General features: G+C 57.1%; 21 protein-coding genes and 1 pseudogene. 15 read left to right on the forward strand and 7 right to left on the reverse strand.

The genetic code is table 11. The annotated features are described in order from the left end of the window. Nucleotides 1-3: 3 nt before the first annotated feature. Genes hutG through ACZ1HM_RS15345 form a run of 4 tightly spaced genes read left to right on the forward strand, consistent with a single transcriptional unit; the run spans nt 4 to nt 4,247 of the window. On the forward strand, nt 4-801 hold the full coding sequence (hutG, locus tag ACZ1HM_RS15330) for an N-formylglutamate deformylase (RefSeq protein ID WP_472744635.1): 798 nt from the start codon (nt 4-6) through the stop codon (nt 799-801). Next, nucleotides 765-1,145: a hypothetical protein gene (locus ACZ1HM_RS15335; RefSeq protein WP_472743541.1), complete on the forward strand. Its 381-nt coding sequence runs from the start codon at nt 765-767 to the stop codon at nt 1,143-1,145. Before hutG ends, ACZ1HM_RS15335 begins: the two co-directional genes overlap by 37 nt. After that, nucleotides 1,142-2,803 (forward strand): urocanate hydratase, encoded by a 1,662-nt coding sequence (gene hutU / locus ACZ1HM_RS15340; RefSeq protein WP_472743542.1) that lies wholly within the window; start codon nt 1,142-1,144, stop codon nt 2,801-2,803. Before ACZ1HM_RS15335 ends, hutU begins: the two co-directional genes overlap by 4 nt. A 1-nt stretch (nt 2,804) precedes the next feature. Beyond that, the gene (locus ACZ1HM_RS15345; protein ID WP_472743543.1) at nt 2,805-4,247 is read left to right on the forward strand and encodes an aromatic amino acid lyase; all 1,443 of its coding nucleotides are present in this window, start codon (nt 2,805-2,807) and stop codon (nt 4,245-4,247) included. Nucleotides 4,248-4,686: 439 nt separating this feature from the next. Here the strand turns inward: ACZ1HM_RS15345 and ACZ1HM_RS15350 are convergent, their stop codons facing one another. Then, the gene (locus tag ACZ1HM_RS15350) at nt 4,687-6,048 is read right to left on the reverse strand and encodes a hypothetical protein (protein WP_472743544.1); all 1,362 of its coding nucleotides are present in this window, start codon (nt 6,046-6,048) and stop codon (nt 4,687-4,689) included. A 449-nt stretch (nt 6,049-6,497) separates the two neighbouring features. Between ACZ1HM_RS15350 and ACZ1HM_RS15355 the strand changes: the two genes are divergently transcribed. From ACZ1HM_RS15355 to ACZ1HM_RS15375, 5 genes are all read left to right on the forward strand, one after another. Beyond that, the gene (locus tag ACZ1HM_RS15355; protein WP_472743545.1) at nt 6,498-9,227 is read left to right on the forward strand and encodes a GAF domain-containing protein; all 2,730 of its coding nucleotides are present in this window, start codon (nt 6,498-6,500) and stop codon (nt 9,225-9,227) included. Between the two features lie 47 nt (nt 9,228-9,274). Further along, nucleotides 9,275-10,882: a GAF domain-containing protein gene (locus ACZ1HM_RS15360; RefSeq protein ID WP_472744636.1), complete on the forward strand. Its 1,608-nt coding sequence runs from the start codon at nt 9,275-9,277 to the stop codon at nt 10,880-10,882. Further along, nucleotides 10,863-12,905, forward strand: a complete 2,043-nt coding sequence (locus tag ACZ1HM_RS15365) for a GAF domain-containing hybrid sensor histidine kinase/response regulator (RefSeq protein ID WP_472743546.1) — start codon at nt 10,863-10,865, stop codon at nt 12,903-12,905. Before ACZ1HM_RS15360 ends, ACZ1HM_RS15365 begins: the two co-directional genes overlap by 20 nt. Nucleotides 12,906-13,077: 172 nt before the next feature. Next, nucleotides 13,078-13,782: a substrate-binding periplasmic protein gene (locus tag ACZ1HM_RS15370; protein WP_472743547.1), complete on the forward strand. Its 705-nt coding sequence runs from the start codon at nt 13,078-13,080 to the stop codon at nt 13,780-13,782. A 185-nt stretch (nt 13,783-13,967) separates the two neighbouring features. Further along, complete coding sequence (locus tag ACZ1HM_RS15375) at nt 13,968-15,806, forward strand: methyl-accepting chemotaxis protein (protein WP_472743548.1); 1,839 nt, start codon at nt 13,968-13,970, stop codon at nt 15,804-15,806. Nucleotides 15,807-15,906: 100 nt separating this feature from the next. Here the strand turns inward: ACZ1HM_RS15375 and ACZ1HM_RS15380 are convergent, their stop codons facing one another. Together ACZ1HM_RS15380 and ACZ1HM_RS15385 are read right to left on the reverse strand one after the other, a co-directional pair. After that, on the reverse strand, nt 15,907-16,806 hold the full coding sequence (locus ACZ1HM_RS15380) for a metal-dependent hydrolase (protein WP_472743549.1): 900 nt from the start codon (nt 16,804-16,806) through the stop codon (nt 15,907-15,909). Nucleotides 16,807-16,834: 28 nt separating this feature from the next. Then, a complete protein-coding gene (locus tag ACZ1HM_RS15385; protein ID WP_472743550.1) occupies nt 16,835-17,320 on the reverse strand; it encodes a hypothetical protein in 486 nt (161 codons plus the stop codon). A gap of 127 nt (nt 17,321-17,447) precedes the next feature. Here ACZ1HM_RS15385 and ACZ1HM_RS15390 point away from each other — a divergent pair, with 127 nt between their 5' ends. Next, the gene (locus tag ACZ1HM_RS15390) at nt 17,448-19,577 is read left to right on the forward strand and encodes a winged helix-turn-helix domain-containing protein (RefSeq protein ID WP_472743551.1); all 2,130 of its coding nucleotides are present in this window, start codon (nt 17,448-17,450) and stop codon (nt 19,575-19,577) included. Beyond that, nucleotides 19,568-20,182: a helix-turn-helix domain-containing protein gene (locus ACZ1HM_RS15395; RefSeq protein ID WP_472743552.1), complete on the forward strand. Its 615-nt coding sequence runs from the start codon at nt 19,568-19,570 to the stop codon at nt 20,180-20,182. Before ACZ1HM_RS15390 ends, ACZ1HM_RS15395 begins: the two co-directional genes overlap by 10 nt. 32 nt (nt 20,183-20,214) lie before the next feature. Here ACZ1HM_RS15395 and ACZ1HM_RS15400 read toward each other — a convergent pair whose 3' ends face one another. Next, nucleotides 20,215-20,535, reverse strand: coding sequence for a 2Fe-2S iron-sulfur cluster-binding protein (locus ACZ1HM_RS15400; protein ID WP_472743553.1), 321 nt, complete (start codon nt 20,533-20,535; stop codon nt 20,215-20,217). A 156-nt stretch (nt 20,536-20,691) separates the two neighbouring features. Here ACZ1HM_RS15400 and ACZ1HM_RS15405 point away from each other — a divergent pair, with 156 nt between their 5' ends. Further along, nucleotides 20,692-22,128, forward strand: coding sequence for a coniferyl aldehyde dehydrogenase (locus ACZ1HM_RS15405; protein WP_472743554.1), 1,437 nt, complete (start codon nt 20,692-20,694; stop codon nt 22,126-22,128). A 139-nt stretch (nt 22,129-22,267) separates the two neighbouring features. Here ACZ1HM_RS15405 and ACZ1HM_RS15410 read toward each other — a convergent pair whose 3' ends face one another. From ACZ1HM_RS15410 to ACZ1HM_RS15420, 3 genes and pseudogenes are all read right to left on the reverse strand, one after another. After that, nucleotides 22,268-23,083 (reverse strand): siderophore-interacting protein, encoded by an 816-nt coding sequence (locus ACZ1HM_RS15410; protein WP_472743555.1) that lies wholly within the window; start codon nt 23,081-23,083, stop codon nt 22,268-22,270. 262 nt (nt 23,084-23,345) lie between these two features. Next, nucleotides 23,346-24,038 (reverse strand): substrate binding domain-containing protein, encoded by a 693-nt coding sequence (locus ACZ1HM_RS15415; RefSeq protein WP_472744637.1) that lies wholly within the window; start codon nt 24,036-24,038, stop codon nt 23,346-23,348. A 12-nt stretch (nt 24,039-24,050) separates the two neighbouring features. Beyond that, nucleotides 24,051-24,229: pseudogene (locus tag ACZ1HM_RS15420) on the reverse strand (helix-turn-helix domain-containing protein); the annotation flags it as partial. A 242-nt stretch (nt 24,230-24,471) separates the two neighbouring features. Here ACZ1HM_RS15420 and ACZ1HM_RS15425 point away from each other — a divergent pair. The 3 genes from ACZ1HM_RS15425 (at nt 24,472) to ACZ1HM_RS15435 (ending at nt 25,839) form a co-directional block, all read left to right on the forward strand. Continuing rightward, nucleotides 24,472-24,759: a DUF2218 domain-containing protein gene (locus ACZ1HM_RS15425; RefSeq protein WP_472743556.1), complete on the forward strand. Its 288-nt coding sequence runs from the start codon at nt 24,472-24,474 to the stop codon at nt 24,757-24,759. 45 nt (nt 24,760-24,804) lie between these two features. Continuing rightward, on the forward strand, nt 24,805-25,299 hold the full coding sequence (locus ACZ1HM_RS15430; RefSeq protein WP_472743557.1) for a nuclear transport factor 2 family protein: 495 nt from the start codon (nt 24,805-24,807) through the stop codon (nt 25,297-25,299). Nucleotides 25,300-25,704: 405 nt separating this feature from the next. After that, nucleotides 25,705-25,839 carry a hypothetical protein gene (locus tag ACZ1HM_RS15435; RefSeq protein ID WP_472743558.1) on the forward strand — a complete coding sequence of 45 codons (135 nt, stop codon included), beginning with the start codon at nt 25,705-25,707 and terminating at the stop codon, nt 25,837-25,839. Nucleotides 25,840-26,008 lie beyond the last annotated feature (169 nt).

Consider the following 26,008-nt stretch of genomic DNA (forward strand, 5'->3'; position numbering starts at 1 on the left):
CCCGTGAAAGTCATTCCCGGCACGCTGCCGGTCGTTCTGGCGTTCCCCCATTCCAGCACGCACATGCCGGACACGACGGCCGATGATTTGAATGCGCAAGGCCGCCTGCTTGCCGATACCGATTGGCATCTGCCGAAGCTCTACGAAGGCCTGTTGCCACTGGCCACGCAGGTGCATGCGAACTTTCACCGCTATGCCATAGACGCCAATCGCGCCCCGAATGGGGAAAGCCTTTACCCTGGCCAGGCCACGACCGATCTGATCCCTCAAACCGACTTTGATGGCCACCCCATCCGAAAAACCCCCACGTCACCTACAGAAAGAATGCGTCGTTTGGCGATGTGTCATGACGCTTATCATATGGCGTTGAAGGAGCAGCTTGAACGTATCCGCGAAAAATACGGGTTTGCGGTCCTTTACGATTGCCATTCGATCCGGGCGCAGATCCCGCGCCTGTTTGATGGCATTCTGCCTGATTTGAACATTGGCACCTTTGATGGTGCTGCCTGTGCGCCGTCCCTCACAGAACGGGTGTCGCAGGTCTGTACGCAGGCCCGGGGGTTCACCTCGGTGGTGAATGGCCGGTTCAAGGGCGGCTGGACCACCCGGCATTACGGCCAACCAGACAAGGGCATTCACGCCCTCCAGATGGAGATTGCGCAATCGACATACCTGCGCAGCGAAGCGCCCCCATGGGAATTTGATCCCGAGAAGGCCCTGGCACTGCGCCACGTCTTGAAGTCAGTTCTAAAGGAGGTCAACGCATGGGAACCCGACGAAAACGCGCGTTATACACCATAGCGACATGTCTTTTGGCCTTTGGCGCAGCGGCCGAGCCGCGCGTGCTCACCGGCACAGAGCTGAATGAACTGCTGCCCCGCATTGTGGCCTCTGGTGTTGGGGAAGATACGACACAAACCTTCTCTGCCTCAGGTCAAACCGAATACATCACCGCTGGTCGTCCTTCGCTTGGCCGCTGGTGGGTCACCGCGACCCAGTATTGTTCCAGCTGGCCGCCCGGCTCGGGTCAAGCCTGCTATCAGGTGACACTTGATGAGGCGGCAGATCCACCACGGCTGTCCTGGATCGGCCAATCCGGCACCCCCATCGAAAATACGATTACATACAAGGAGACGTCACGTTGAAATCCGGACATAACAGCCGCGTTGTCATCCCGCCTACCGGCACCGACATCACCGCCAAGAGCTGGCTCACCGAAGCGCCCTTGCGCATGCTGATGAACAACTTGCACCCTGACGTCGCAGAGAACCCCGAAGAGCTTGTCGTCTACGGTGGGATTGGACGCGCCGCACGGAACTGGGAGGCGTTTGACAAGATCGTGGGTGCCCTGCGCGACCTTGAGGACGACCAGACCCTGTTGGTGCAATCCGGCAAGCCCGTGGGCGTCTTCCCGACCCATCGCGATGCGCCGCGTGTCCTGATCGCCAATTCGAACCTTGTCCCCCACTGGGCGACATGGGAGCATTTCAACGAACTCGATAAACAAGGGCTGGCGATGTACGGTCAGATGACCGCTGGGTCGTGGATCTACATTGGCACCCAGGGCATCGTTCAGGGCACCTATGAAACCTTTGTTGAGGCCGGACGCCAGCATTATGACGGCAACCTGACAGGGCGCTGGATTTTGACAGGGGGTCTTGGGGGCATGGGCGGTGCGCAACCTTTGGCTGCGGTGATGGCCGGGGCCTGTTGCCTGGCCGTCGAATGCGACGAAACCCGCGCCGACTTCCGGCTGCGTACACGCTATGTTGATGAAAAGACCCACAGCTTGGATGACGCGCTTGCGATGATTGATCGCTGGACCGCGGCAGGCGAAGCCAAATCCGTGGCCCTGATCGGCAATGCGGCGGATGTGTTTCCCGAACTGCTGGCCCGGGGCGTCAGGCCGGACATCGTTACCGACCAGACCAGCGCGCATGACCCCATCCATGGCTATCTGCCCCAGGGTTGGAGCGTGGCCAAGTGGCGCGATATGCAAAGCCGCGACCCCAAAGCGGTTGAGGCCGCGGCGCGCGCCTCAATGAAAACCCATGTGGCCGCTATGGTCGATTACTGGAATGCAGGCGTGCCCACACTGGATTATGGCAACAACATCAGACAAGTCGCGCTGGAAGAGGGGCTTGAAAACGCCTTTGCCTTTCCGGGGTTTGTCCCGGCCTATATTCGCCCGCTCTTTTGTCGCGGGATCGGGCCCTTCCGGTGGTGCGCGCTGTCGGGCGACCCGGAGGATATCTACAAGACCGACGCCAAGGTCAAAGAGCTGATCAAGGATGATCACCTGCACAACTGGCTTGATATGGCACGGGACCGCATTGCCTTTCAGGGGCTGCCCGCGCGGATCTGCTGGGTGGGACTGGGCCTGCGCCACAAGCTGGGGCTGGCGTTCAACGAAATGGTCCGCACCGGTGAATTGAGTGCACCCATCGTGATTGGTCGCGACCATCTGGACAGCGGCTCTGTCGCCTCGCCCAACCGCGAGACCGAAGCCATGAAAGACGGCTCAGACGCGGTGAGCGACTGGCCTTTGCTGAACGCGCTCTTGAACACTGCGTCTGGTGCGACATGGGTCAGCCTGCATCATGGCGGCGGGGTTGGCATGGGGTATTCCCAGCATTCCGGCATGGTCATCTGCTGTGACGGCAGCTCGGATGCCGACCGGCGCATCGCCAATGTGCTTTGGAATGACCCGGCAACGGGCGTCATGCGCCACGCCGATGCGGGCTATGACATCGCGCTGGACTGCGCAAAAGAGAACAACTTAAACCTGCCCGGGATCCTCTGACATGAAAGAGCTGGTCATCGGCGGTGCGCCCCTGACGCCATTTGATATCGCGCAAGCCGCGCGCAACGAATGGCGGATCACCCTTGCCCCAGAGGTACTGGACCGCGTTGCTGATGGGCGCCGCGCCATTGATGGCATTGTATCCGCTGGAACCCCTGTTTACGGCGTCAACACCGGCGTCGGCTCGCAAAAGGACCATGCGGTCGCTCCGGACGATATCTCCCGCTATAATGAAGCGCTCATTCGGGCGCATGGCACCCGTATACCGGGGCCCCGCGCAGACCCTGCGCATGTGCGCGCGACCTTGATCACGATGCTCCATGAACATAGCCATGGCTTGACAGGGATATCGCCCGCCCTTCTGGAACTGCTCGCCTGCAAAGCAAATGCCAGTGAGATGCCACAGATCGACGCCAGCGGATCGGTTGGCGCATCCGATCTGGTGCCACTGGCGCAGCTGGCCCATTGGGTGCTGTCAGACCCCCGCGCAAAGCAAGCAGGGCTGCCTGCTGCCAAGGATGCGCTCAGCCTTATCAATTGCAACGCCTTCAGTCTTGCGATGATATGCCTGTGTCTGGCGGACCTCACAAAACTGATCACCGCCCTCACCCAAGCGGCGGCCCTGTCACTTGAGGGCCTGCGTGCCAATCTTGATGCGATGTCACTTACCGTGGCCCATGCGACCAAACGGGGCGGTCAGCACCGGCTTGCCGCGCATCTCACCGAGCTATTTGAAGGCAGCGCGCTGCACCAGACAGGCGCGAATAGGTTTTTGCAGGATCCCTTGAGCTTTCGAAACATCCCGCAGGTTCTGGGCGCGGCCGAGGAATGCCGCCGCTGGCTAGAGAACGTGATTTCGGATGAATTGCACAGCACGGCCGTGAACCCGCTTGTCCAAGACGGCCGCGCTTTCAGCCATGGCAACATGGACGCCACACGTCTGACCTTGGCCATCGACATGATGCGCCAGGCCCTGGGCAAAGCTGCTGATGTCGCAGGAGAGCGCGTGCAAAAACAACAATGGCCAGCATTCTCGGACTTGCCGATCGGTCTGGCCAAAGAGCACTCACCCATGGGGGGTGTTCAGTTCTTCAACCTTGGGCATATCACAGCATCGCTGGTGACATCCGTTAAGATTTGGGCAGCCCCCTCCCTGTTGCATTCGGTTGGGCAAGTTGCCGATGGCGTTGAGGACACATCAAGCCACGCGCTTCATGCTTGTTTTGATTTGGCCCGTCAGATTGAGGCGTGTTTCAAGATCGCAGCCCTCGAAGCCATTGTCGCCACCTGGGCCATTGAGCGGCGCGGCTTGCGTGAAACCGATCTGGGTGCAGGCCTTCAATCGACCTATCAAGCACTGGTCAAAACGCTTCCGCTTGAGACGGCAGAGGGCACGATCTTTGACCTAGGACCCAGCATTGAGGCCTTCAGGCGCTCCGTCTAGATCACGCGCAAACGCCTATGGTCAGAACATATCAGCGGGCGGGTCCAGCTTTAAGCAGGGAATGTGGGCATCGCCGGGATGATCACGGTGCAGAATTCTGACGCAGCTTAGGTCCATGTGATCTGCCCCCCGCTGAATGAAGGAAATGCAGGGCACGCCTGCGCATGAGCGTTGCAAGCGAATGGCGCTTGAATCTGCCCTGCTTGCAGCACAGAACCCCTATAGCGATGACGTCAGCAATGTTCACGCTGCCGGAAATCTAAAGCCGTACAGGCACCGATACAGAGTTCTCGCCATCTCCAAGACGTTCACCATACCTGTCACGCAGGAGCACCATGTGTGCTCTCTATTGGCCCGCTATGCAGTGCGCGTGATCTCCAGCCAGCGGACATCCAAGGCGATGATACTTGCTGTTTTCCAGATCGAAATAGGAGAGAGTTCAGTTGCCAAACTCTTCTGCATCCTCAGACAGCGCGCTTGGCGACACATCCTGACCACTTGCCCGGTCTGATTTGATTTGTGGCGCCCTTTTGACCCATGCGGCCAGTTGCGCCCCTGTTTCTCCGTAAAACTTTGGTACGATCCGTTCGAGTTCTGAGACAAAGTTGACCTGCTGGGTGAATTTACCTCCGAGCCGTTCTGACAAGAAAATATGAAAGCTATGTGGCGTTAGGTGCTCTTTGCCGTCTGCCGCCAGTTCAGGATCTGTCCTTAAATCGGCAACTGGATATTGGGTCGGCTCGCTCGCCCCCGGCCAGAGTAGACGGATGAACAGCCCTTCAACATTGTCTCCTTTCACCTGACGCAAAAGCCAGTTGACGCGCGCTTTTGTTGATTTCTTATCTTCGGGCGCTTTGAGCGTCATTCCAACGTCAAGTGAGCGGCGCGCCAGGTCCGCTGTCACACTGATGGGTGCTGCGGCATCTGGGACCGACAAAGTGGACGATAAACATTGGCTGTCGCGTAACTGCGTCAGTTCATCCTTCTGGCGTTGTGCCGGATCGCCAACGTGTTTGCGTGGCAATTTTTCCGTCACGACATTGCCCGTCATGCGGCTGAGGATCATCGACAGGTCGCGAGTTTCTTGATGCCAAGCTTCAAGAACGGTTTGTGCAGGCAATGATTTAGCTGGAATCGCACCCCCAGACGAGACGAGCTTATTCAGCTCCGTCCACTCTTTGGGCATTCGGTCAAAACCTTTTACGCCAGCACTTTCATGCGTCAGAAACCTACGCAATTCATTGAGTAAAACAAGCTGGTCGACATCGGCCACCTGCTCAGCCGAGATCAATAGATCCGCTGTGGTGAGGATATGCATCCAGGACCAATGATAAACAGGCACCCGTGAACGGCTCTTGCGGACGTGTTCCAGCGGATGGCTATCAGGGGACGTCGCAAATTGATTTGAAAGAGTGATGACGCAATCAATGCCGTTTTCCTTGGCCAAGGCCCGATAGCGTTCAATTTGGTCCGCATCCAGCTCACTATTGCCGACTTTGGCCTCTACCAGCGCCCTCCATTCCCGGCTACCGATGCGCACGATAATCAATCCGTCGGGCCGGTCTTTGATCCCAGCACTCTGTTTGTGAAAGACCACCTCAGTATACGTATCGACGTTCGCGCGCGCACCGATCCTTTGGCCAACGGATGACAAAAGCCGCGCACCGAACTCATCGATTTTGCATAGACAGGCCAGAACGATGGAGGTAGTTCGCCCTTCCTTTGATGTGGTCGACAGCACAGGGAACAGTCGTGCTGCCTCACCTTGTTTCAAGTAGTCAGGCAGCTGTTCACTTCCCATTGAAAAATCCTTGCACACTTAACAATGGATCTAGTTTGAATAGAATCTTGCCCCATCAGTCAACTCTTGCGTGTACTGCGATCGTTTCGTCTTTGCTCTGAGGTGCCGTGTTTTGGCACCAACAGACCTGCACGGCGGCACGCGGCACATCAATATGATCCCGAACACCTGCGCCTGAAGGCATAGGTGCCAAGCAGCCGGTCCAACTTCCTTTGGATCGCGGCACGCGTTCTCAAACCGCCCCCACCAAGGAAAACCCACTTATCACAGACGGAAACCCTGCGCTGTCGCATGCCCCACATGCGGAAAATCACCGCTTTCGTTCTACGCGCGCCAGTTGCTTTCTGGGGCAAGCTGCGCATTATGACCTTTGTATATATTGATAAATTTCGCCCCTAGCGCGGTCGGGTTCAGACCCACAACTTTTTGATGATTGAGAGAAAAACGCCTTGAAGACGTCCAAAGCGACTTCTGCAAAACCTGACAATGCCAAGCCTGCGGATGCGGCCGCACAGCTGGCGGCTGTCACAGAGGTGATGCAACTGATTGGGCGGTCACGACAGGACGACGGGCCTGTTTTCGAAACGATTTTGACCAATGCCGTTGCGCTTTGCAACGCGCAGATGGCCGGACTGATCCTTGCCACGGCCCAAGATGACACACAATCGCTGGATGCCCATATCGGTATGTTCCCAAGGGCGATTGAGCTTTTTGAGACTGGGCAAATGAAGATGGACCCTGCCCTGTCCTATGCCGCCCGGTCCATTGTTGAGGCCCGGTTGATCGCCTTTGAGGACATGGCAACAAGCACGCTTTATCTGGAAAACAGCCCCGTCGTACGCTCCATGGTGGACGACAGCGGGATCCGCAGCGTTCTCTTTGTGCCTTTGATGGGACAACAAGGTGCGATCGGTACAATTGCGCTTTTCCGGGACCGTGTCGCGCCGTTTTCAGCGGCGGAGATTGCGCTGGTCGAAGCCTTTGCCTTTCAGGCTGTCATCGCGATTGAGAACCAGCGCCAGTTTCAGGCCGTTCAAAAACAGGTGGAACGTGAACGCGCCTCTGCCGAAGTGCTTGAGGTTATCAGCGCCTCTCGGACCGATGAGGCACCGGTTTTCGAGGTGATCCTGCGCAATGTCGCGCAGCTGTGCGAGACGGATCTTGTTACCTTGTCGCGGGTCACAGCGGACGGTGCTCATCTGGAATATGCCGCGCATAACGGGATGGAATTGCCCACCTATAATCTTGGTGAAGACGTCTGGCCCATCGACGGCCCCATGCAGATCGCACAATCGGTGCGCGAAGCACGCGTGATCCATTCACCGGACCTGCGCCTGACTGAGGCCTATATCGCAGGAGAGTATTACCGCCGCAAAATCGCCGACGATGAAGGTATCCGCACGATGCTGACGGTACCTTTGCTGACAAGCGATGGCACCGCCGTGGGCGTGGTTGGCCTTTACCGCAAGCAGATGCGCCCGTTTGAGCCTGATGAGATCGCACTGGTGGAGACATTTGCCGCGCAGGCCGTCATTGCCATCGAAAACGCCCGGCAATTCCGCACGGTCCAAGAACGGCTTGAGCGTGAAGCTGCAACATCGGAAATCCTGTCCGTCATCAGCCAAAGCCGCGATGACGCTGCGGCTGTTTTTGATACGGTTCTGAAACAGGCCACCAAGGTCTGCGGCGCTGATCAAGCGGCCTTGGCGCTGCGCGTGCCGTCAGGTGATAGGTACAAGCTTGCCGCGAACTGGGGCCATGCAAACCAGGTGAGCAAACCGGGCGATGAGTGGCCGCTGAGCAGCCCACACTCCGCCGCCCAGGCGATCAGAACCGGCAAGGTTGTTGAAAAGCCTGATTTGGCGGACACAGATGCCTACCGAGACGGGGAGCCTATAACCGTGGCCATGGTCGACGGCGAGGGCATTCGCTCACGCCTGGCAGTGCCTCTGATGCGGGATGGGCAGGCCATCGGGGCCCTTGCGCTCAGCCGACGCGCGGTGCGCCCATTTTCCAAAACCGATATCGCCTTGATTGAGAGTTTTGCCAAACACGCCGTCATTGCGATCGACAACACACATCAGTTCACCGAAACGCAAGAGGCGCTTGAACAGCAAACCGCAACGGCAGAGGTGCTGAAAACGATCAGCCAGGATGCCTTTGATCTGCCAACTGTGTTGCAGGCCTTGATCGATACCGCTGCGCGTTTGTGCGACGCGTCGATCTGCATCCTTTTCGAAAACCGCGATGGGGCGATGCACATGGGCGCCAACTATGGCTGCTCACCTGACATGCTGGCCTGGCACGAAGCGAACCCAAACCCGATTGACCGCGGAAACCTTGCCGGACGGGCTGCATTGGACAGAAAAACGATCCATGTGCCGGACATCCAGAATGACCCAGAGTATGCGCTGGCCCCGTCGGTAAACCTGGGCGGATGGCGCTCAATCATCGCGGTGCCCCTGGTGTTGGACGATGTGGTGATTGGCGTTCTAGATCTTGCGCGCCCAACCGCTGGTCCTTTCACCGCGCGCCAGATTGAGCTGGTGGAAACCTTTGCCGATCAGGCGGTAATCGCAATCAAGAACGCCAAGCTTTTTGAGCAGGTGCAAGCACGCACAACCGAAGTAGAAGAAGCGCTGGTGCGCGAACAGGCCAGCGCCGAAATCCTCAGCGTGATCAACGAAAGCAATACAGACTTGCAGCCGATGTTCGACCTGATCGTCGAAAAGTCAGCGCAGCTGTGTCGCGCGGGTTTCTGTGTGCTCGACCGGTTTGACGGCACCGCCTACCATTTCTGCGCGCAATACGGGTTTCCCCCCGAAGAAGTGACCAACCTGAAGGCTGACTACCCCTTCACAGAAACGCGCGGCCATGTGTCCCCGCGCGTTGTTGAAACAGGCGATATCGTTCACATCAAAGACGCAGAAGACCCCACGGAGTATTATGCGTCGGATCTGGCAAAACGCACCGGATGGCGGCGCATGTTAGGCGTGCCGATCAAGGTGGACGGCCGCACCTGGGGGCGGTCATTATGGCCTGGCCGCACACGGATCCACCGCCGGCTGCAAACATTGAGCTTGTGCAAGGCTTTGCCAATCAGGCCAGTATCGCGATTGAAAACGCCCGCTTGCTGCGCGAAACCGCTGAGAGAACGGCGGAAGTTGAAGCGGCATTAGAGCGTCAGACCGCCACTGCCGAAGTGCTGGAGGTGATCTCAAGCTCAGTGGATGACGCAACACCCGCGTTTGACGCCATTCTGGCCCGCGCGGCCGCAATCTGCGAAGCGCCTTTGGTCAGCCTCAACATTCTGGCGAACGACGGCAAGACGGCCAAACTGATGGCCCATTGGGGCGATGATCTAAACTACCTCAAGGTGGGGGAAACGGTTTGGGATGTGGAAAACCCGAGTGCCACAACGCTGGTCTTTCATACCCAAAAACCAAACCATGTGCATGACCTGAAAGATACCGACCGCTACCGCGCGGGCGATCCGATGCGCACACGGGTTGTTGACGATGAAGGCATACGCACCTTTCTGGCCATACCCCTGATCCACAAAGATAAGGTGATCGGCAACATCGCCGCCTATAAGCGAGAGGTTAAACCGTTCTCAGAGCAAGATATCGACCTGCTTGAAAGCTTTGCCGATCAGGCCGTGATTGCGATCCAGAATGCGCGACTGTTTAACGAAACTGAGACCGCTCTGGTGCGCCAAACCGCCAGCGCAGATGTTCTGCGGGTGATCAGCGAAACCCAAGACGATCTGGCACCGGTGTTTGACGCGATCCTCAGCCGCGCGGCTGAGCTTTGCGATGCCCCAATGGCCAGCCTCAGCCTTGTCGATCCTGAACGCCACTTTGTAGACCTGATCGCCCATCACGGAGATCAACTTGCCGCGCTTGAAGTGGGCAAGACCCGCTGGGCGTTAGAGCCGGGTCTTTCCATTCCCAACAGCATTCTTGAAAAACGTCCCGTCCACATCACCGACTTGCAGGAAACAGATCTTTATCGCGTAGGCGATGCGGCCAGACGCCGCGCGGTTGATGAGGAAGGGATACGCACCCATCTGGCGATCCCGCTTGTGCACAAGAACCAGGGCATTGGCACCATTGCGCTTTACCGGCGCGAGGTGAAACCGTTCACTTCTGAGGACATTTCATTGCTGGACAGTTTTGCTGACCAGGCCGTGATTGCCATCCAGAATGCACGGCTGTTCAACGAAACGCAGACATCGCTGGCCCGTCAAACCGCAAGCGCAGATATCTTGCGCGTGATCAGCAGCGCGCAGGCGGATGCAACGCCGGTTTTTGAGGCCATTGCGCAAACCGGCATTCAGTTGCTGTCCTGCGAAGGGGCCGCCGTCATGATCCGTGACGGAGATCATTTCATCCCCGAAGGCGGCTTTCAGAACACGGGCCGCATCGCCAATCTAAGCCCCGAACCGGTGCCAATCGACGCCGCGCTGAACTACCCATCCCAGGTGTTCCTGAGCGGAAAGATGGTCCACATCCCGGACATGTCAGCGGTTGAGCTGCCGGTCCATGAAAAGGTCTCTGTTCCAAAGTTCGGCATGAAATCCGCCGTCTTCCTGCCGATGATCCGCGACGGCCATACCCTGGGGGTTTTGGTTTTTACCCGCGTCTCCCAACCGCGCGCCTTCTCCCCAGAAGAGATCGAATTGGCCGAAAGCTTTTGTGATCAAGCGCTCATCGCCATTGAAAACACACGGCTTTTCAATGAAACGCAAACATCACTGGCCCGCCAAACCGCAAGCGCGGATGTCCTGCGCGTGATCAGCCGTTCGCCCACAGATGTGCGACCAGTTTTTTGAGGAAATCGTTCAAGCCGGGGTACGTCTGGTGGATTGTCATATGGTCGGCGCGACCATCTTGTCTGAGGATCATTTCAAAGTCATCGCCCGCGCCAAGAAAGATGGTTTGGAACTGATCGATGAGACCAACAACCAGGTCCCATTTGACCCCGATATGAACTTTCCCAGTCAGGTTATGCAGTCAGGCGAGATGCTACATCTGCCCGATTGGCAAAGTGTCACGCTGACGGAATTTGAGCAAAAAACCTATGAGAAATACAACGTTCGCGCCTCTTTGATGCTGCCCCTGATGCGGGCGGGGACGTCCTATGGCGTGATGCTTTTTATCCGGCAGGTCGCACGTCCTTTCAGCGAAGAAGAGATTGCTGTCGCAAAATCCTTCTGCGACCAGGCGGTAATCGCCATTGAAAACGTTCGCCTGTTTATGGAGGCCCAGGAAGCACGCGAGGAGGCCGAAAAAGCCAATGAGGCCAAAAGCGCCTTCCTGGCCACGATGTCGCATGAAATTCGCACACCGATGAATGCGGTGATCGGGATGAGCGGGTTGTTGATGGATACAGACCTCAACGATGAACAAGACGATTATGCACGCACAATCCGCGACAGCGGCGATGCGCTTTTGGGGATCATCAACGAAATTCTTGATTTCTCCAAGATCGAAGCGGGGCAAATGGACATCGAAAACCACCCGTTTGATCTGCGCAATTGCATCGAATCCGCACTTGATCTGATCAGCGGGCGCGCGGCCGAAAAACAATTGGAGCTGGCCTATATCTATGATGACAGCGTCCCGGTTGGGATCAGCGCTGACCTCACGCGGTTGCGCCAAGTTTTGCTGAACCTGCTGTCCAATGCCGTCAAATTCACCGAAGCGGGCGAAGTGGTTTTATCCATCAGCGCAGCCCCCTCCAAGAACGGTAAGACCACGCTGGAATTCAGCGTGCGCGACACCGGGATTGGTTTGACAGATCAGGGCATGAGCCGGCTCTTTCAATCTTTCAGCCAAGCCGACAGTTCCACCACGCGCAAATACGGTGGCACCGGGCTGGGCCTTGCCATTTCCAAACGACTGGCCGAACTGATGGGCGGCACGATGTGGGCGGCAAGCGATGGCGCGGGCAAAGGATCGACCTTCCATTTCACGATAGAAGCCCACCCCGCCGCCCTGCCAAAAACTGAGAGCCGGAGCCTGACGGGTGAGCAATCCGAGTTGCGCGGAAAACGGTTGATGGTGGTGGATGACAACGCCACCAACCTCAAAATCCTGACGCTTCAAACTCAGAAGTGGGGCATGCAAACCCGCGCGTTTTCCACGCCGTCGCAGGCGCTCGCTGCACTGGATGCAGGAGACGCATTCGATCTGGCCATCCTTGATATGCATATGCCTGAGATGGACGGGCTGGCCCTGGCCCGCGAGGTTGCATCGCGAAAGCCTGATCTGCCTAAAATCCTCTTCAGCTCCCTTGGGCTGCGCGAAACCGAGGCGGACAATGCGCTCTTTGCTGCTGCCTTGGCCAAGCCCCTGCGCCAATCGCAGCTCTTTGACACCTTGGTCACGCTCTTTGCGCCAGCGGTTGCGACCAAGGTAAAGGCAAAAACTGCGGACAAACCCAAGGCCGACCCAGCGATGGCCCAGCGTCATCCCTTGCGCATCTTATTGGCCGAAGACAATCTGGTGAACCAAAAGCTCGCCACGCGTTTGCTGGAACAGATGGGCTACCGCATTGATCTGGCCAGCAATGGCATTGAGGCCTGCGAAAGTGTCGCGCGACAGACCTATGACGTTGTGCTCATGGACGTGCAGATGCCCGAAATGGACGGGTTGGAAGCGTCGCGTCGGATCAACAGCGACCATGGCAAAGCGCGTCCGCAGATCATCGCGATGACCGCAAACGCGATGCAAGGCGACCGGGAAATGTGTCTGGCGGCCGGGATGGATGACTACATCACCAAGCCCATTCGCATAGAGTTGCTGATCGAAGCGCTGTTGAACGTCCCGGCGTGGAAAAAGGACCAAGGCTAGGCCTAGGGTCTTGTTGCTGTCCAACTCTTGCAGCACGTCAGACTGCGCCCGCAGCACGCCTGAGGCTCCTTTCTCAGAAGGCCAGAGCGCCCAGGATCACATGAAAGGAAAATTAACTCCTGCCCTCTTACAAGGCCACGTGTCTAACACGAGCTCTTAAGGAGAAAACTCCATGCCCTTTTCACGTCGGTTGTTTATTGCAGGGTCGGTCGCGACCATGTGTTCTGTTCCCGCGCTTGCCAGCGGAAAATCACTGGAACTCGCAGCGCCGGAAGGCGTGGCAGGTTCCGAAGCGGTCTATGCCGCATTGGTCAAAATTTACGCCCGCGCAGGTTTTGACGTTAAGATCTCACAATTGCCAAGCAAACGCGCCTTGCACGAAAGCTCTTCCGGAATCAAAGACGGAGAAGCCGTTCGTGTTGCCGCCATTGGAGAGAAATTCAGCTCATTGATCCGTGTCCCGACACCGGTCTTCACGATCGAAACCACAGCCGTCGTGAAAGCCGAGGCGGCATCCACAGTCACTTCCGTCGGCGACGTCAAAACGATGAAAGCCGCGTCCATCCGGGGTATTGCGCATTCAGCCGCCATGGCACAGCAAGCCGCTAGCAGTATTGAAGTGGCCTCTGCTGACCAACTCGTTCAAATGGTGAACGCAGGCCGCGTGGACGTTGGCTTTGTCAATCCAACGGATGCGGTCCAAAGCGTTGAAAAGCTTGGTCTCAGCGGCCTTCACGTCGTCGACCCACCCCTCAGCAGCCTTGAGTTATTCACCTATCTACATGAAAAACATGCAAATATTGTTCCCCAGGTCGATGCCATCATTGCCGAAATGGCGGCCTCTGGTGAACTGGCCACCCTGATGGCGGGTGGCTGACCCACCAACCGAGCGACGCTTTGCATTACGCCGTCGGCGGATACTTCCCCCGCGCAGGCCTACAGATCGACGGGGCTCACCTTCTCAAATTTGACGGTTCAGTCTTTCTAAACAAACCACCGCTAAAGCCGGGTTGGACCGTCGACGCTGCTCAATTGGAGAAGATCAAAATGATGGCTAATCGCATGACCGTTAGACAAAGGTTGCTGATCCCTGGCCTTTTGTGCCTGCTCATCGTCGTGTCGGGCCTGTCTGGTTTTTGGGGCAAACATTACAACGATGAACTGAACTATGCCTTTAAAAGTTCGGTGTTTTTAAGCGAAACCTTGGTCTCCCCCTTGGCAAAGGCCCTATATGATTTTGACAGCGCGGTCGCTGAAACAACGATTTCAGGGCTGCTGTCAGATCCTTATATCGTTTTCGCCCAAGTGATATCTTCTGGCGCGCCCTTTGCAACTGTCCAGGCCACTGAGGTGTGGAATGAAGAATGGGACAGCTTGGTTTCGCAAGCCTTGCAAAACGATGCGGTGACAGAGTTCGAAAGCGGCAGCACCCTGGTTGTGCGCTCCGAATTGCTTCACGCCGGCGAAAGCATGGGACAGTTGGTGCGCGCCTACGATTTGTCGCCGCTTCAATCAGCCAGCCAGCAGGCGAACCTAACGGCGGCAGGCATCGCAGTTATCGCCATCGCCTTCTTTGCGGTTGTACTGTTCTTGACGGCACAATCGGTATCGCGCCCGCTTGAGGCGTCCATTTTGGGGATCGACCAGCTTGAGAAGGGCGATTTCTCCGTTGATTTCAGAGAAGCAACGCGTCGCGATGAATTCGGTCGCCTGGGGCGGGCGCTGCGCACCTTCCGGGATTCATTGAAAGAAGCAGAAGACCTGCGCATCAAACAAGAAGCACTTAAGAAAGAAAAACGCGCCCAGGAAGAGCAAGCGCGCAGAAAGCAGCAAGAGGCCGAAAAACAAGAGGCCGAGTTCGTGCAAAAAGAGGCCGCGTTGGAAAAACAGCGTCTAGCCGAAAAGGTTGAGGCGCAAGAAAGGGCACAAGCCGCACGCGCCGCTGAACAGCGTGAGCAACAGATCGTCGTGGATAAGCTGGGCCAAGCGCTTGAGGCCCTGTCCAGAGGTGACCTGACCCACCGCATAGACGAGGCATTCGCAACCCAATATGACGCCATCCGCGTCAGCTATAACACCTCTGCGGATACGCTGACCGATCTGGTTTCAAAGGTCATCACGACCTGTGCTTCTGTCCTGGCCGACGCGCGCGTGGTGAACGGGCAAACCATTAAACTGTCACAGGATGCGGAACGCCAAGCCATGCAGCTGTCCGACACCTCAGATGGTTTGAGCGACCTTTCAGGCGACATTGTCGAAACGGCTTCATTGGCTAAGAACATGTCGCAGACCGTTGAAAGCGCGACCACAGAGGCGAAAAATGGCATCAAGGTTGTCAACGATACCAAGTCTTCCATGAGCAGACTGGAAGAAAGCTCAGGCGAAATTTCGCAAGTCGTCAGCCTTATTGAATCGATAGCCTTTCAGACAAACTTGCTGGCTCTGAATGCCGGCGTGGAAGCCGCCCGCGCTGGTGCTGCCGGCCAAGGCTTTGCCGTTGTCGCGTCTGAGGTGCGGGAACTCGCAGGGCGCTCTTCGAATGCGGCAAAGGAAATTGCGGAACTCGTCGGGCGCAACCGGGACTCAATCGAACATGGTGTTGAATGCGCCGAAGCCTCAGGCAGAGCACTCACTAAGCTGGAAGAGCTTTTCGACAGCGTAAACGACCATGCGCGAAATCTGAATGGCACGACGCAAAAGCAATCAAACGCCATCGAAGGCATTGTGAACCACGTCTCAACTGTGAACCAGTTGATCCAGACCAATACCGCCCGGTTTGAGGAAAACACAGCAAGTGTTTCGAGCCTCGAAGTTGAACTTGAAGGGTTGATGGACCGGCTTTCAGTCTTCGAAATCAACGCCAGCCAGTTTGAGGAAGAGCAGGAACGCATGGCGTCTTAGACGACCAGACTGGGAGGGCGCGCCATGCGACAAGCCTCATAGCGAAAGGCATGTCGCACGCTTTTGTCGGGTGCCCCTCATCGGTGAGGGGGCAACCACATCAGTCCGCGAATTCGTACATCAAAATCTCGGCCATGCGTTTCTTGTCGATGCTCAAAACATCGCCCCCGCCATCCTCCCAACCACGCCAGGCAAAGCCGACAGGGTTCTTTTTCTGATTAACCAGCGGATGGTCGCGCGGGGTGTAGTTGCGTTTCATCACGGGCGCGGCGAGCCAAGCCATCTTGGCCATCGTTTTGGTCAGAAAGCTCACGCTTTTCCACGTGCCGCGAACAGATTTGAAATAGCCTTCGACTTTGCACATGTGGAAGTAAGCTTTGCACGTCTCTTTGGTGATGTGCCAAAGCGCCTCCATTACCATGCGTCGGCGATACCATTCATCGTCTCCGTAGAGGTATTGATAAGCCTCAAACGCCACGGCGCCGTGTTCAACTTCTTCCACCTGATGCCAGACCCACAGCGCGCGCACGATGGGGTCGGCGTCAAACATCCAGCGTTCGTAGTTGTCGAGGATGATCATGCCAGCCAGAAACGTGAATGTTTCATAGCCTGCGGTGAACCCCACAAGCCGCCGCAGATCATCCCTCCGCGCCATGCCAGCGAAGTCCTTTTTGGCATGTTCATCCAAAGCCGCGACCTTGGGGTAATTGTCGGCCAAGTATTTGTTGAAGTCGATGAAGTTCTTGGCGTGATGCGCCTCTTGCCCGATGATGTCGGACACGTCGCTGCGCAGCTTTTCATCTTCAATATTAGGCTTTGCCCGGCTGAGAGCCGCAATCAGATACCGCTCAAAATAGGGGACATGCACACCAAGAGCGTTGATAAAGATCGCGAATTCAGGACAGGATTCGCTCCATATCGGGCTTTTCATTTTGTCAGGTTCGAATTTCAGGACACGCACTTTGATGTTGTCCATCGGATGGCCATCAGTAATCGACATGGCAGGTCCTCCCAGTTTTTTTCAAAAATCAGAGTTCGTTTTTGCCCGGCAGGCTGATCAACAGCTTGATCAGGATCAGGATCAAAAGCACCGCAGCAATGACCGCCGGGATATAGGCAAAGAAAGACGCCCAGTTCGCCGCCCCCGCAGGTGTCTCAGACAGGGCCAGACCCCGGTTTGGCGAAAACGCCCCGAAGACGTAGAACAGGACGTTCGACCAGGCGATCAAAATGAAGCCCAGGGAATAACGCTGCACCGAATGGGCGCTGAGCGGAAATTTCGGAAGAACCAGGGCGAAGAGAATAAGCATCAGACCGTTCATCAAACAGCCCGTATGTATCCGCGCCCAGGCTGAGGTGGTGCCGGGTAATTCATAGGGAATGACAAGGGGGATTGGCGAAAGGCTGATCTGGCCCAGGATGGAAAAGGCCAGCCCAAAGCCGCCGACAAGACCGACTATCATCACGATCATGCCGTGCTTCATCAGAGTATTAAGGTTCACTTGATCGGACATCTCCGCTTCCCTCTTCCAAGATATTCGGGGCAGAATAATGTTTGCGCCGCATGAGGCCCCAAACTTTGGTTGGGGTCATTCAGGTGCAGTGACGTTAATGAGGGTGTAAGGGAACGCAGGCCACGAAATGTCGAACAACATGCGTCAGCGGCTGATCAGCACCAAACTGCATCCGCCAACGCTGACCCGCAACAATATTGAACGGGATTTGGTCGCCAAGATCTTAGCAGATCGCGCCGATCAATCGGCCTTTGTTGTTGCGACCACGGGGTTCGGCAAGTCGACGCTCCTCCGCCAAATCTATGATCGGCTTGAGGCGGGGGGCGTGACCTGCGGTTGGCTCAGCTTAGACCGCCAAGACAGCAGTCCGGCGGCCTTTCTGGATTATTTCTTTGACCTGATGTCGCAGGTGGGCGTCATCGACAAAGCTGAGGTTTTCCAACAAACCAGCCTGACAGATACCTCCAGCATCAATCTGGCGTTCGTATTGCTGAACCAAGCCGCGGCGGCGGTGGACGGGCCCGTTGCGATTTTCCTGGATGATCTGCACATGGTCACGGACGAACGGACGCTCAGCGGTTTGTCGGCCTTTTTGGACGCCAAGTCAGCCAAGCTGAGGGTGTATTTTGCCACGCGCCACACGCCCGACCTTCAGATGCAGCGGCGCGAGATGAACGGCAGCTTTATCCGGGTAAACCACGCCGCATTGAAGTTCAGCCAGCATGAGGCCGAACGGTTCTTCGAAGTCTCGCAAGGGGCCAACCCCAGGCCTGCTGATATCGCGCAACTGCTTGCCGCCACAGAAGGCTGGCCCGCCGGTCTGCAAATCGCCACCATTTCTCAGGCCTCCACGCCAACATCTGTGGGCACCCTGCCCCGCAGTTTTTCCGGCGCTTCAGATCAGGTCTCTGCCTACCTGACGGATACCATTTTTCAATCCTTGCCGGCCGAAATACAGGACTTCTTGCTGTCCTCCGGCCCGCTCAATCGGTTTTGCGCGCCTCTTTGTGCCTCTGTCAGACGGCAAGAGGGCAATGAGGCCGCGATCGAATGGTTGCTGGATAAAAACCTCTTCATTGTGGCGATTGGCAGCTCGGGGGACTGGTATCGCTACCACCACATGTTTTCCGATTTTCTGATCAACATGGCCCAAAAGACGCAAGGCTATGACCGCGCAGAGATTTGCCGCCGGGCCAGCGTTTGGTGCCTTGAGAACGGCCTCGTTGATGAAGCCATCGACTATCTGCTGACCATCGGCGATTTTGACGAGGCAGCAGCACAAATCGCCCAAGCCTCTCCCCGCATCGCGCGCCAGGACGGCGACACTGTTACCATGATCCGCTGGGTGGAAAGCCTGCCCAAGACGCACCAGATGATGCACCCTGAGATGATGCTTGATTACGCGTTTTCGCTGACGTTCTCGCTGGCAACGGACCAAGCGCAAAGCATCGTTACCGATGTGCGTGCAGCCCTTGAGCAGGGTCAGGCACCGGACCGCAAAGCCTCTGAGCTTTTGGCCCTTGCGGACACGGTGGAAACGCTGGCGCTGGCGGCGCGCGACCTGACAGATGATGCGCTGCGCAGCATCGCCGCAACGCGCAGAAAATGGATCGAAGTTGATCCAAGCACACAAGGCATTCTGAGCAACATCGCCGCCTATTGCCACATGACCCAGAACCAGCCGGGCGAAGCGGCCAAGGAAATCAGCATCGCGCGCAGTCATGGGCTCCGCTCGGGCATGGGATATGTGTCGATTTGGGCCGATTGCATTGATGTGATGACCCAATGCCGTAGCGGCACGCTGGAGAACGCGCGCAAGCCTCTGGCCCGCGCACTTAGCGATGCCTCCGTGGATGGGGAAAGCGATCTGCTGAAACTGCTGGTTCACATGCTTGCCGCAGATGTCGCTTATTTGAGCGGTAATCTGACGGAAGCGCGCGAAGAGTTGGCCAACGGAACGGGCTTTTCTGCCTCCTTCGGGCCAGCGGAACCGCTTCTAATTTCGCACCGCATCAGGGCCTGGACGGCAGCGATTGCAGGGGATGTCGGGCGGGCGATGGAGCTTACCGAACATGGGATCGCCCTAGGTTTGCGTCACGGTATCCCGCGGCTGTCCTTCTTTTTGATCGGCCAGCAAGTTGCCCTACTGACGCTTGGGGGAAAACCCCAGGAGGCACGTCAATTGGCAGCGCGCTGGGGGCCTTGGATGAAAGCTGGAAAACCCGGTTTCAACCTGAAACCGAAAACATGCAGCTGATTCAAAAGAAGATATTGGCCGAATTGGCCATTGCCGAGGGCCGTGTGGATGAGGCCGCGACAGTGATCCACCTTTTAGAGCGGCGTCTGAAATCAAACATCTCATTGGTGGATGCCACCCGGCTGAAGATACTAAAAGCCCATGCCCTAGCCCAACAGGACCGCGGTGATGATGCCGCGCGCGAAATCTCGCTTGCCGCCGATCTGGCGTGGAACAGCGGCGCGGTGGCCCCTTTTCTTGAATACGCAGCCTATGCTGAGCCGCTGTTGCAAGATGTGATCCAACGCCGCGCCTTAGTCGACACACCCGCAGCCATGTTGGAGGCGTCAGCCGAAAGCCAGCTGCTGCGCCGCATTGCCCCCGGCAGCGCCAAGAAGGACGAAGGCGACACCGCTGAAGATGCCCCGCTGGAGGATCTGACGGAACGTGAGCTTGATCTTTTACGGCTAGCCGAAAGCGGCATGACCAACGCCCAGATTGCGGCCCACCGCGTGATCAAGGTGGCCACCGTGAAATGGCATCTGCACAACGCATACCAAAAACTGGGCGTGCGCAACCGCAGTGGCGCACTGGCGGCCGCCCGCAAGCATGGGATTATCAGCTAAGGCACGGCGCAGGGCGTCAGTTTGGCCGGAAATCAGAAGCTCTCTGTTTCCACCACAATCTCCAAACCTGCCATGTCGTCGGTCACTTCCACCTGACACGCCAAACGGCAGTTGGCTGGCTCTTGGACAGAAAACTCCAGCATGTCATCTTCGGCCTCTGTCCGCCCCGCCAAAAGGTGCCGCCATTTTTCGCCAAAGGAAATGGCGCAGGTCCCGCAAGCCGCGTTTCCCCCACAATCGGCGTCGATGCCACGGATGTCCTTGGCCTTGGCGACCTCCATCAAGTTCATCCCGGCTTTGGCTTGCAAGGCGTGTTCGGTCTTGTCCGCATCTACAATTGAAATCTCGATCATTTTCATCTCCTGGCAGATCGTTTTCCCTGCTCTAGGCAAAGCGCCGCGGCCCAGCCCCAACCTTTAGTTTGGGGCAAAGCCAACCTTGGGCGCATAGTCTTGGCCAAACTTGGGGAACACCGGCCGCCTCGGGCTGGACAGGGAGAAGACCTGCGCATGACAAAATTGAAAGCCATCACCGAAGCCTCTTCGGCCATTCAGCCTGTATTCTACGGCCAGCGCCGCGCCTTTGAGGCAAACCCCTTTCCAAACCTGGAGACACGGCTTGAACGTCTGGACAGGCTCAACGCCACGTTGGCGGCGAACAAAGAAGACCTGATTGCCGCCATCAACAAGGATTTCGGCTGCCGCAGCCGGTCTGAAACCGTGATCGCCGAAATCTTGGGGTGCCACGGGGCGATCCATTACGCGGAAAAGAACCTGCGCAAGTGGATGAAGATGCGCAAACGACACACCTCATTCTGGTCCCTGCCCGCCAAGTCGTTCGTCGTGCCACAGCCGTTGGGCGTTGTGGGCATCATGGCCCCCTGGAATTATCCGCTGCACCTCGCTGTTGCCCCCTTGGTCGCCGCGCTGGCGGCAGGCAACAACGCCATGATCTGGATGTCGGATGAGGTGCCGCACACCGCTGAATGTCTCAACGGACTTATCTCGCGCGCCTTTCCGGCCGAGCTTCTGACCGTTCACACGGGCGATGCCAAATTGGCAGCCGAGTTTGCCGCCCTGCCCTTTGATCACCTGCTTTTCACCGGCTCGACCAGAGTGGGCAAGTTGATCGCCGCCGCAGCAGCACCCAACCTGACGCCCGTCACCCTGGAGCTGGGGGGCAAAAGCCCTGCCGTTGTCGCCCCCGATTATTCTATCAAAGAAGCGGCAACGCGCATCACCTGGGGCAAGTCGTTTAACGCAGGCCAGACCTGTATCGCGCCTGACTATGTATTGGTGCCAAAGGCGCAGGTGCAAACATTTGCCGATCATGTGGTGCGCAACTTCAAACACCATTTCAACAGCATCCTTGATCATGATTACACCGCTGTGGTGTCAGAACGCTTTTTCCGGCGGTTGAAAGAGCTGGTGAAGGAAGCGGAAGACAAAGGTGCCACGGTCATTCAACCCTACGGCATCCACGAAAGTGTCGTGGACCAGACGTTCAAGTTCCCGCTGACACTCGTTCTTAATCCACCTGCTGATTGCGGGTTGATGCGGGAAGAGATCTTTGGCCCGATCCTGCCCGTCATTGGGTACGAAACGCTGGAAGATGCCGTGGCCCACGTGAACGCGGGCGATAAACCTCTGTCCCTGTATTGCTTCAGCCACAACAAGACCACGCAAAGGGATATTTTGCGGCGCACCTCATCAGGCTCGGTTGGTCTGAACGACACCTTGTTGCAGTACATACAAGAGGACCTTGCATTTGGTGGTGTCGGGGCAAGCGGCATGGGCAGCTATCATGGGCGAGAAGGGTTTGACACGTTCAGCCATGCCAAATCAGTTTTCGAGCAGCGCGGTATCGGGTCCTTCACCGGGGTCAAATTGCTCTATCCACCTTACGGTCCGATTTCAAAAGCGGTGCTGAAATTGATGGGGGGCTAGTCACCACGCGCTGGTCGCCCAGATCGTTCCTTGGGCCAAACTGTCAGGATCTGGCGCAGACCCTATTAGCGGTCTTGCGCCTTTTGCTAACTCTTCCATGCAGGCCCAACGCGCAATAGTTCTGCCCCCGCAAACACCCTCAGCCTTCAGCGCGCTTTAGGCGCTGATGCTCGTCCTCCAACAGCCCGATTTTCCAATAGCCCGAGATATAGGTATCGCTGCGCGGCAATCCCTTTTCGCGATGCAAAAACACGCGGATGTTTCGGATGACGTCAGCCTCGCCCGCGATGCAGGTCTGCACCCGCCCCTGCGGCCAGGGCATTTGACGCAGAAATGTTTCTTGCTGGGTGGAGGGTTTTGACGGATCTGGATGCACCAGCCAATGCATTTCGATGCCTTCTGGGGCGTCGATCTGTTGTTGGTCCGCCTCAGAGGTGATCTCAAAAACTGCAACACCCCGCGCGTCCCTCGGCATCGCCTCTAAAGCGGCCGCAGCCACAGGCAATGCGGAGGGGTCTGCCATGACCAGATACCAATCCGCTGAAAAGTCGACCATCTTGGGCGCGCTTGGCCCCATGAAACCCAGAAAGTCCCCAGGTTTCGCGTTGGTCGCCCAGCGCGATGCCGGGCCGTTGTCACCATGCGCGACAAAGTCGATATCAAGCTCTTGCACTGCCGCCCGGTAGGCCCGGACCGTGTACGTGCGGCGCACGGGCATGGGGCCTGAATGTACCCGCGCCTCAAAAGCCTCCTGCGTCTCATCAGGCTCCGGGATCAGCAATTTGCAATTGCCGCCTTCACGCCTTTCGGGAAACCCGGCCAGCGCAGCCCCCGCGAAGGTCACGCGGATCATGTTTGGCGTCAGGTGCCAGGCTTTCTTCACGGTCAAAATCCGAGGGCCTTTGCGGCCTGTTGCGCTTTGAAGGGTGTTCTTGACGGTCTTGATGAGGCTCATCGTGGCTCCAGCTGATCAGTGACAGTATCGCACATAAATGGGCGGTGGCCCCTATCGCGATAACCCTGCGCCCGCAGATATGACTGTTCGGCTGGGCCGAACGGTTGCTCCGCTGGTTTGAGCAGTTCATGGACAAAAGAGGCCTGGATAGGGTGCATACCAGGGTCGGCCCGAGGGAACTGGGCAGTACAATTGGCGAAACGGCCTACCAGGCGGAAATGCCCAGGCGATATCGTTAACTAAGGCCAATCATCTCCCCGCCTTAGCAAAGCTCTTGCTCTGCCAGATAGCGAACAAACAACAACGTCAGGCTTTCGCGGCGCGATTTGTCCGGCCAAACGGCGTAGATACCTAAGGGGCGCAGGTGCCACTCAGGCAACAGCCTGACAAGCTGCCCAGATGCGATGCCTCGGTCCGCTAGAAATGAGGGCAAGACCGTAGCACCCGCGTCCTGTGTTGCCAGGTGGTAAAGCGCATCTATGCTATCCACTTCGATTTGCGCCTGGCCAGTGACCTTTTCGACCTTTCCGGTTGGCCCGACAAGTTCGGTAGTATCAGGTCGGTTTTTGTAGCGAATGAAATCCCACTCCTCGAGGTCTTTGGGACGGCGCGGCAGCTTGCGCTGTGCGGCATAGCCCGCCCCTGCAACCAAGAACCGTTGCCCATCCGCCAGTTTGCGTGACATCATCGAACTATCGTCAAGCCACCCTGCCCGGATGCTCAGATCAAAACCACTGTCCAACAGATCCTGCCGGTTATCCGTGTAACTGACTGAAAAGGCGACGTTTGGATGCAACTTGGCAAAAGACACAACTGCAGTGGTCAAAGGCCCCGCGGCAAGAAAGGCGGGGATGGTCAGGCGCAATGCGCCCACCGGCTCAAGTGTCAAAGCGTTCAATTCGTTCAGACCGGCCTCAGCGCTGCGCATCATTTCGACGACGCGTGAGTAGAACATCTTGCCCTCAGAGGTCAGCGCGATTTTACGCGTGGTGCGATGAAGCAGCGTGACGCCGAGGTAATCCTCCAGCTCTGAGACCGTTTCGCTGACCCTGGGGGCGACAACCCCACCCGCTGTGCTGCCGCCCGAAAAGAGCCTTCGTCAACGACATGGGCAAAGATGGCCATCTGTTTCAGGTGATCGATCATTATTCGAACTGACAAATTAATGCATTCATGACCGTTGGAATACCCGAATTATCCTCAAGCTGAAAGCATGGCTTTCCCAAGAGGTCTTTGATGGGTTCGCCCCGGGTGGCGCGTCCCCTTTGCCATCGGAACGGCTCACACAGATTATTCCACCTGGCCGAACTATGACTTCAGAAATGAACCCATTACCAACGCAAACTGGCGGGCGTAGTTTCCATCTCACGTAACGAGATGAGCGCCAGATGAACGCCACCGCGACCTTCATGACCGAACACGCCGCCCGCCATATGCAGGCGCTTTGCAGGCATTTTTCCAACAAAGTCCCTACGCAACTCCAAGCGGAGCGCGGTCATGTGGCGTTTCCCTTTGGCCAATGCGACCTGAGTGCCGACGCCAAGTGCCTGACATTCAAAGCAACAGCGCCAGACCGCAGTCAATTGGACCAGGTCACCCAAGTGCTCACCAGCCATCTTGAGCGCTTCGCATTTCGCGAAGACCCCAACCTGACTTGGGATTTTTCTGACGCCTAAAACACGCCAGACCCGCCCCACTTGACCCGCAATAGGAGCATGCACGTGAACCGACGCACCCTTCTCAAAACGACGCTTGCCAGCACGCTGGTGGCGATCCTCACACAATCCGCAGGAGCACAGACCATGGACGCAACAAGCCAAGCCTCATTTGATACCGTGATGGCCTTTATGGCCGCGATGAACGAAGGGCCGGAGGCGATGTCGCCCCTCATGGCGGACGACATGGTATGGCACAACGAAGGGGACAAAACCGTTCCCTGGATCCACGGCGACATCAAAGGCAAGGATGCGATCTTTGATTTTCTTGGGGTCTTTGGTGCCGGGCTTCAAACGACGAAATGGGAAAACACCGATGCTTTTGCCTCGGGCGATACAGTCGCTGTGTTCGGTGTGATGAACGGGATCACGACCGCAAGCGGCAAGGAAATTGGCGACTTCAGCTTTGCATTGCGTGCCAAGGTGCGGAATGGCCAAGTGGTGCTGTGGCATTGGTTCGAAGACAGCTTCGCGCTGAGCCGAGCCTATCACGCCAAGTGAAAGGATAGCGGTAAGGGCTTCCAACGGCTGCGCATTACCGAAAGGCTTAGCCGGGGATGCCCTACGCGCCCAAGGCAGACGAGCGGGATGTCCTTACCCTACTGATCCCCCAAAACCCGCTTGCCCGGCTTTTTTCGCCCGGATGTGCACGGCGCAGGCTACGCCTTGGATTTCACAATCAAGCGCGCACGTGCCGCTTGGCGTGGTAGGGTGCAGAACAGATCATGGGATGCCACGCACATCTGCAACCGCGACTGGCCCAGAGCGCCATCTATACGCTGTGTTCGTTGGGCTAACTCAAAACGAGCTTACGCGATCTGATCGATCATTTCACCCAACAGTCTATTGAGGCGCCTGTCTTGAAACCATGCGCGCTGGCGCTTTGACACCCAGGGGCCTGAGGACGTGATTAACGTGCTTGCGAGCCGGTTGGCAGCGGCCGGCGTTTATGATGCGCATCGGCTTTGCCTTCGGTTTGATATCCGCAACCAGGCGGTTTTTGATCCTGAGTTGCGGACCGTGATCCAAGAGATTGAGTAACGCTTTCTTACTAGCTGGGCAGACAGATCCACCGACGGCGCGGTCGTGAGCTATGCTGCTATTGATGGCTTGTTCCGGCATGTAACGCAGGATCCAGATGCGGCAGCGGGTCTGGCCTTGGCCAAAGACCCGTTTGCCCGCTTGATGCGGGATCTGTGAATGCATGTTG

Source organism: Sulfitobacter sp. GN1-4 (assembly GCF_055693825.1).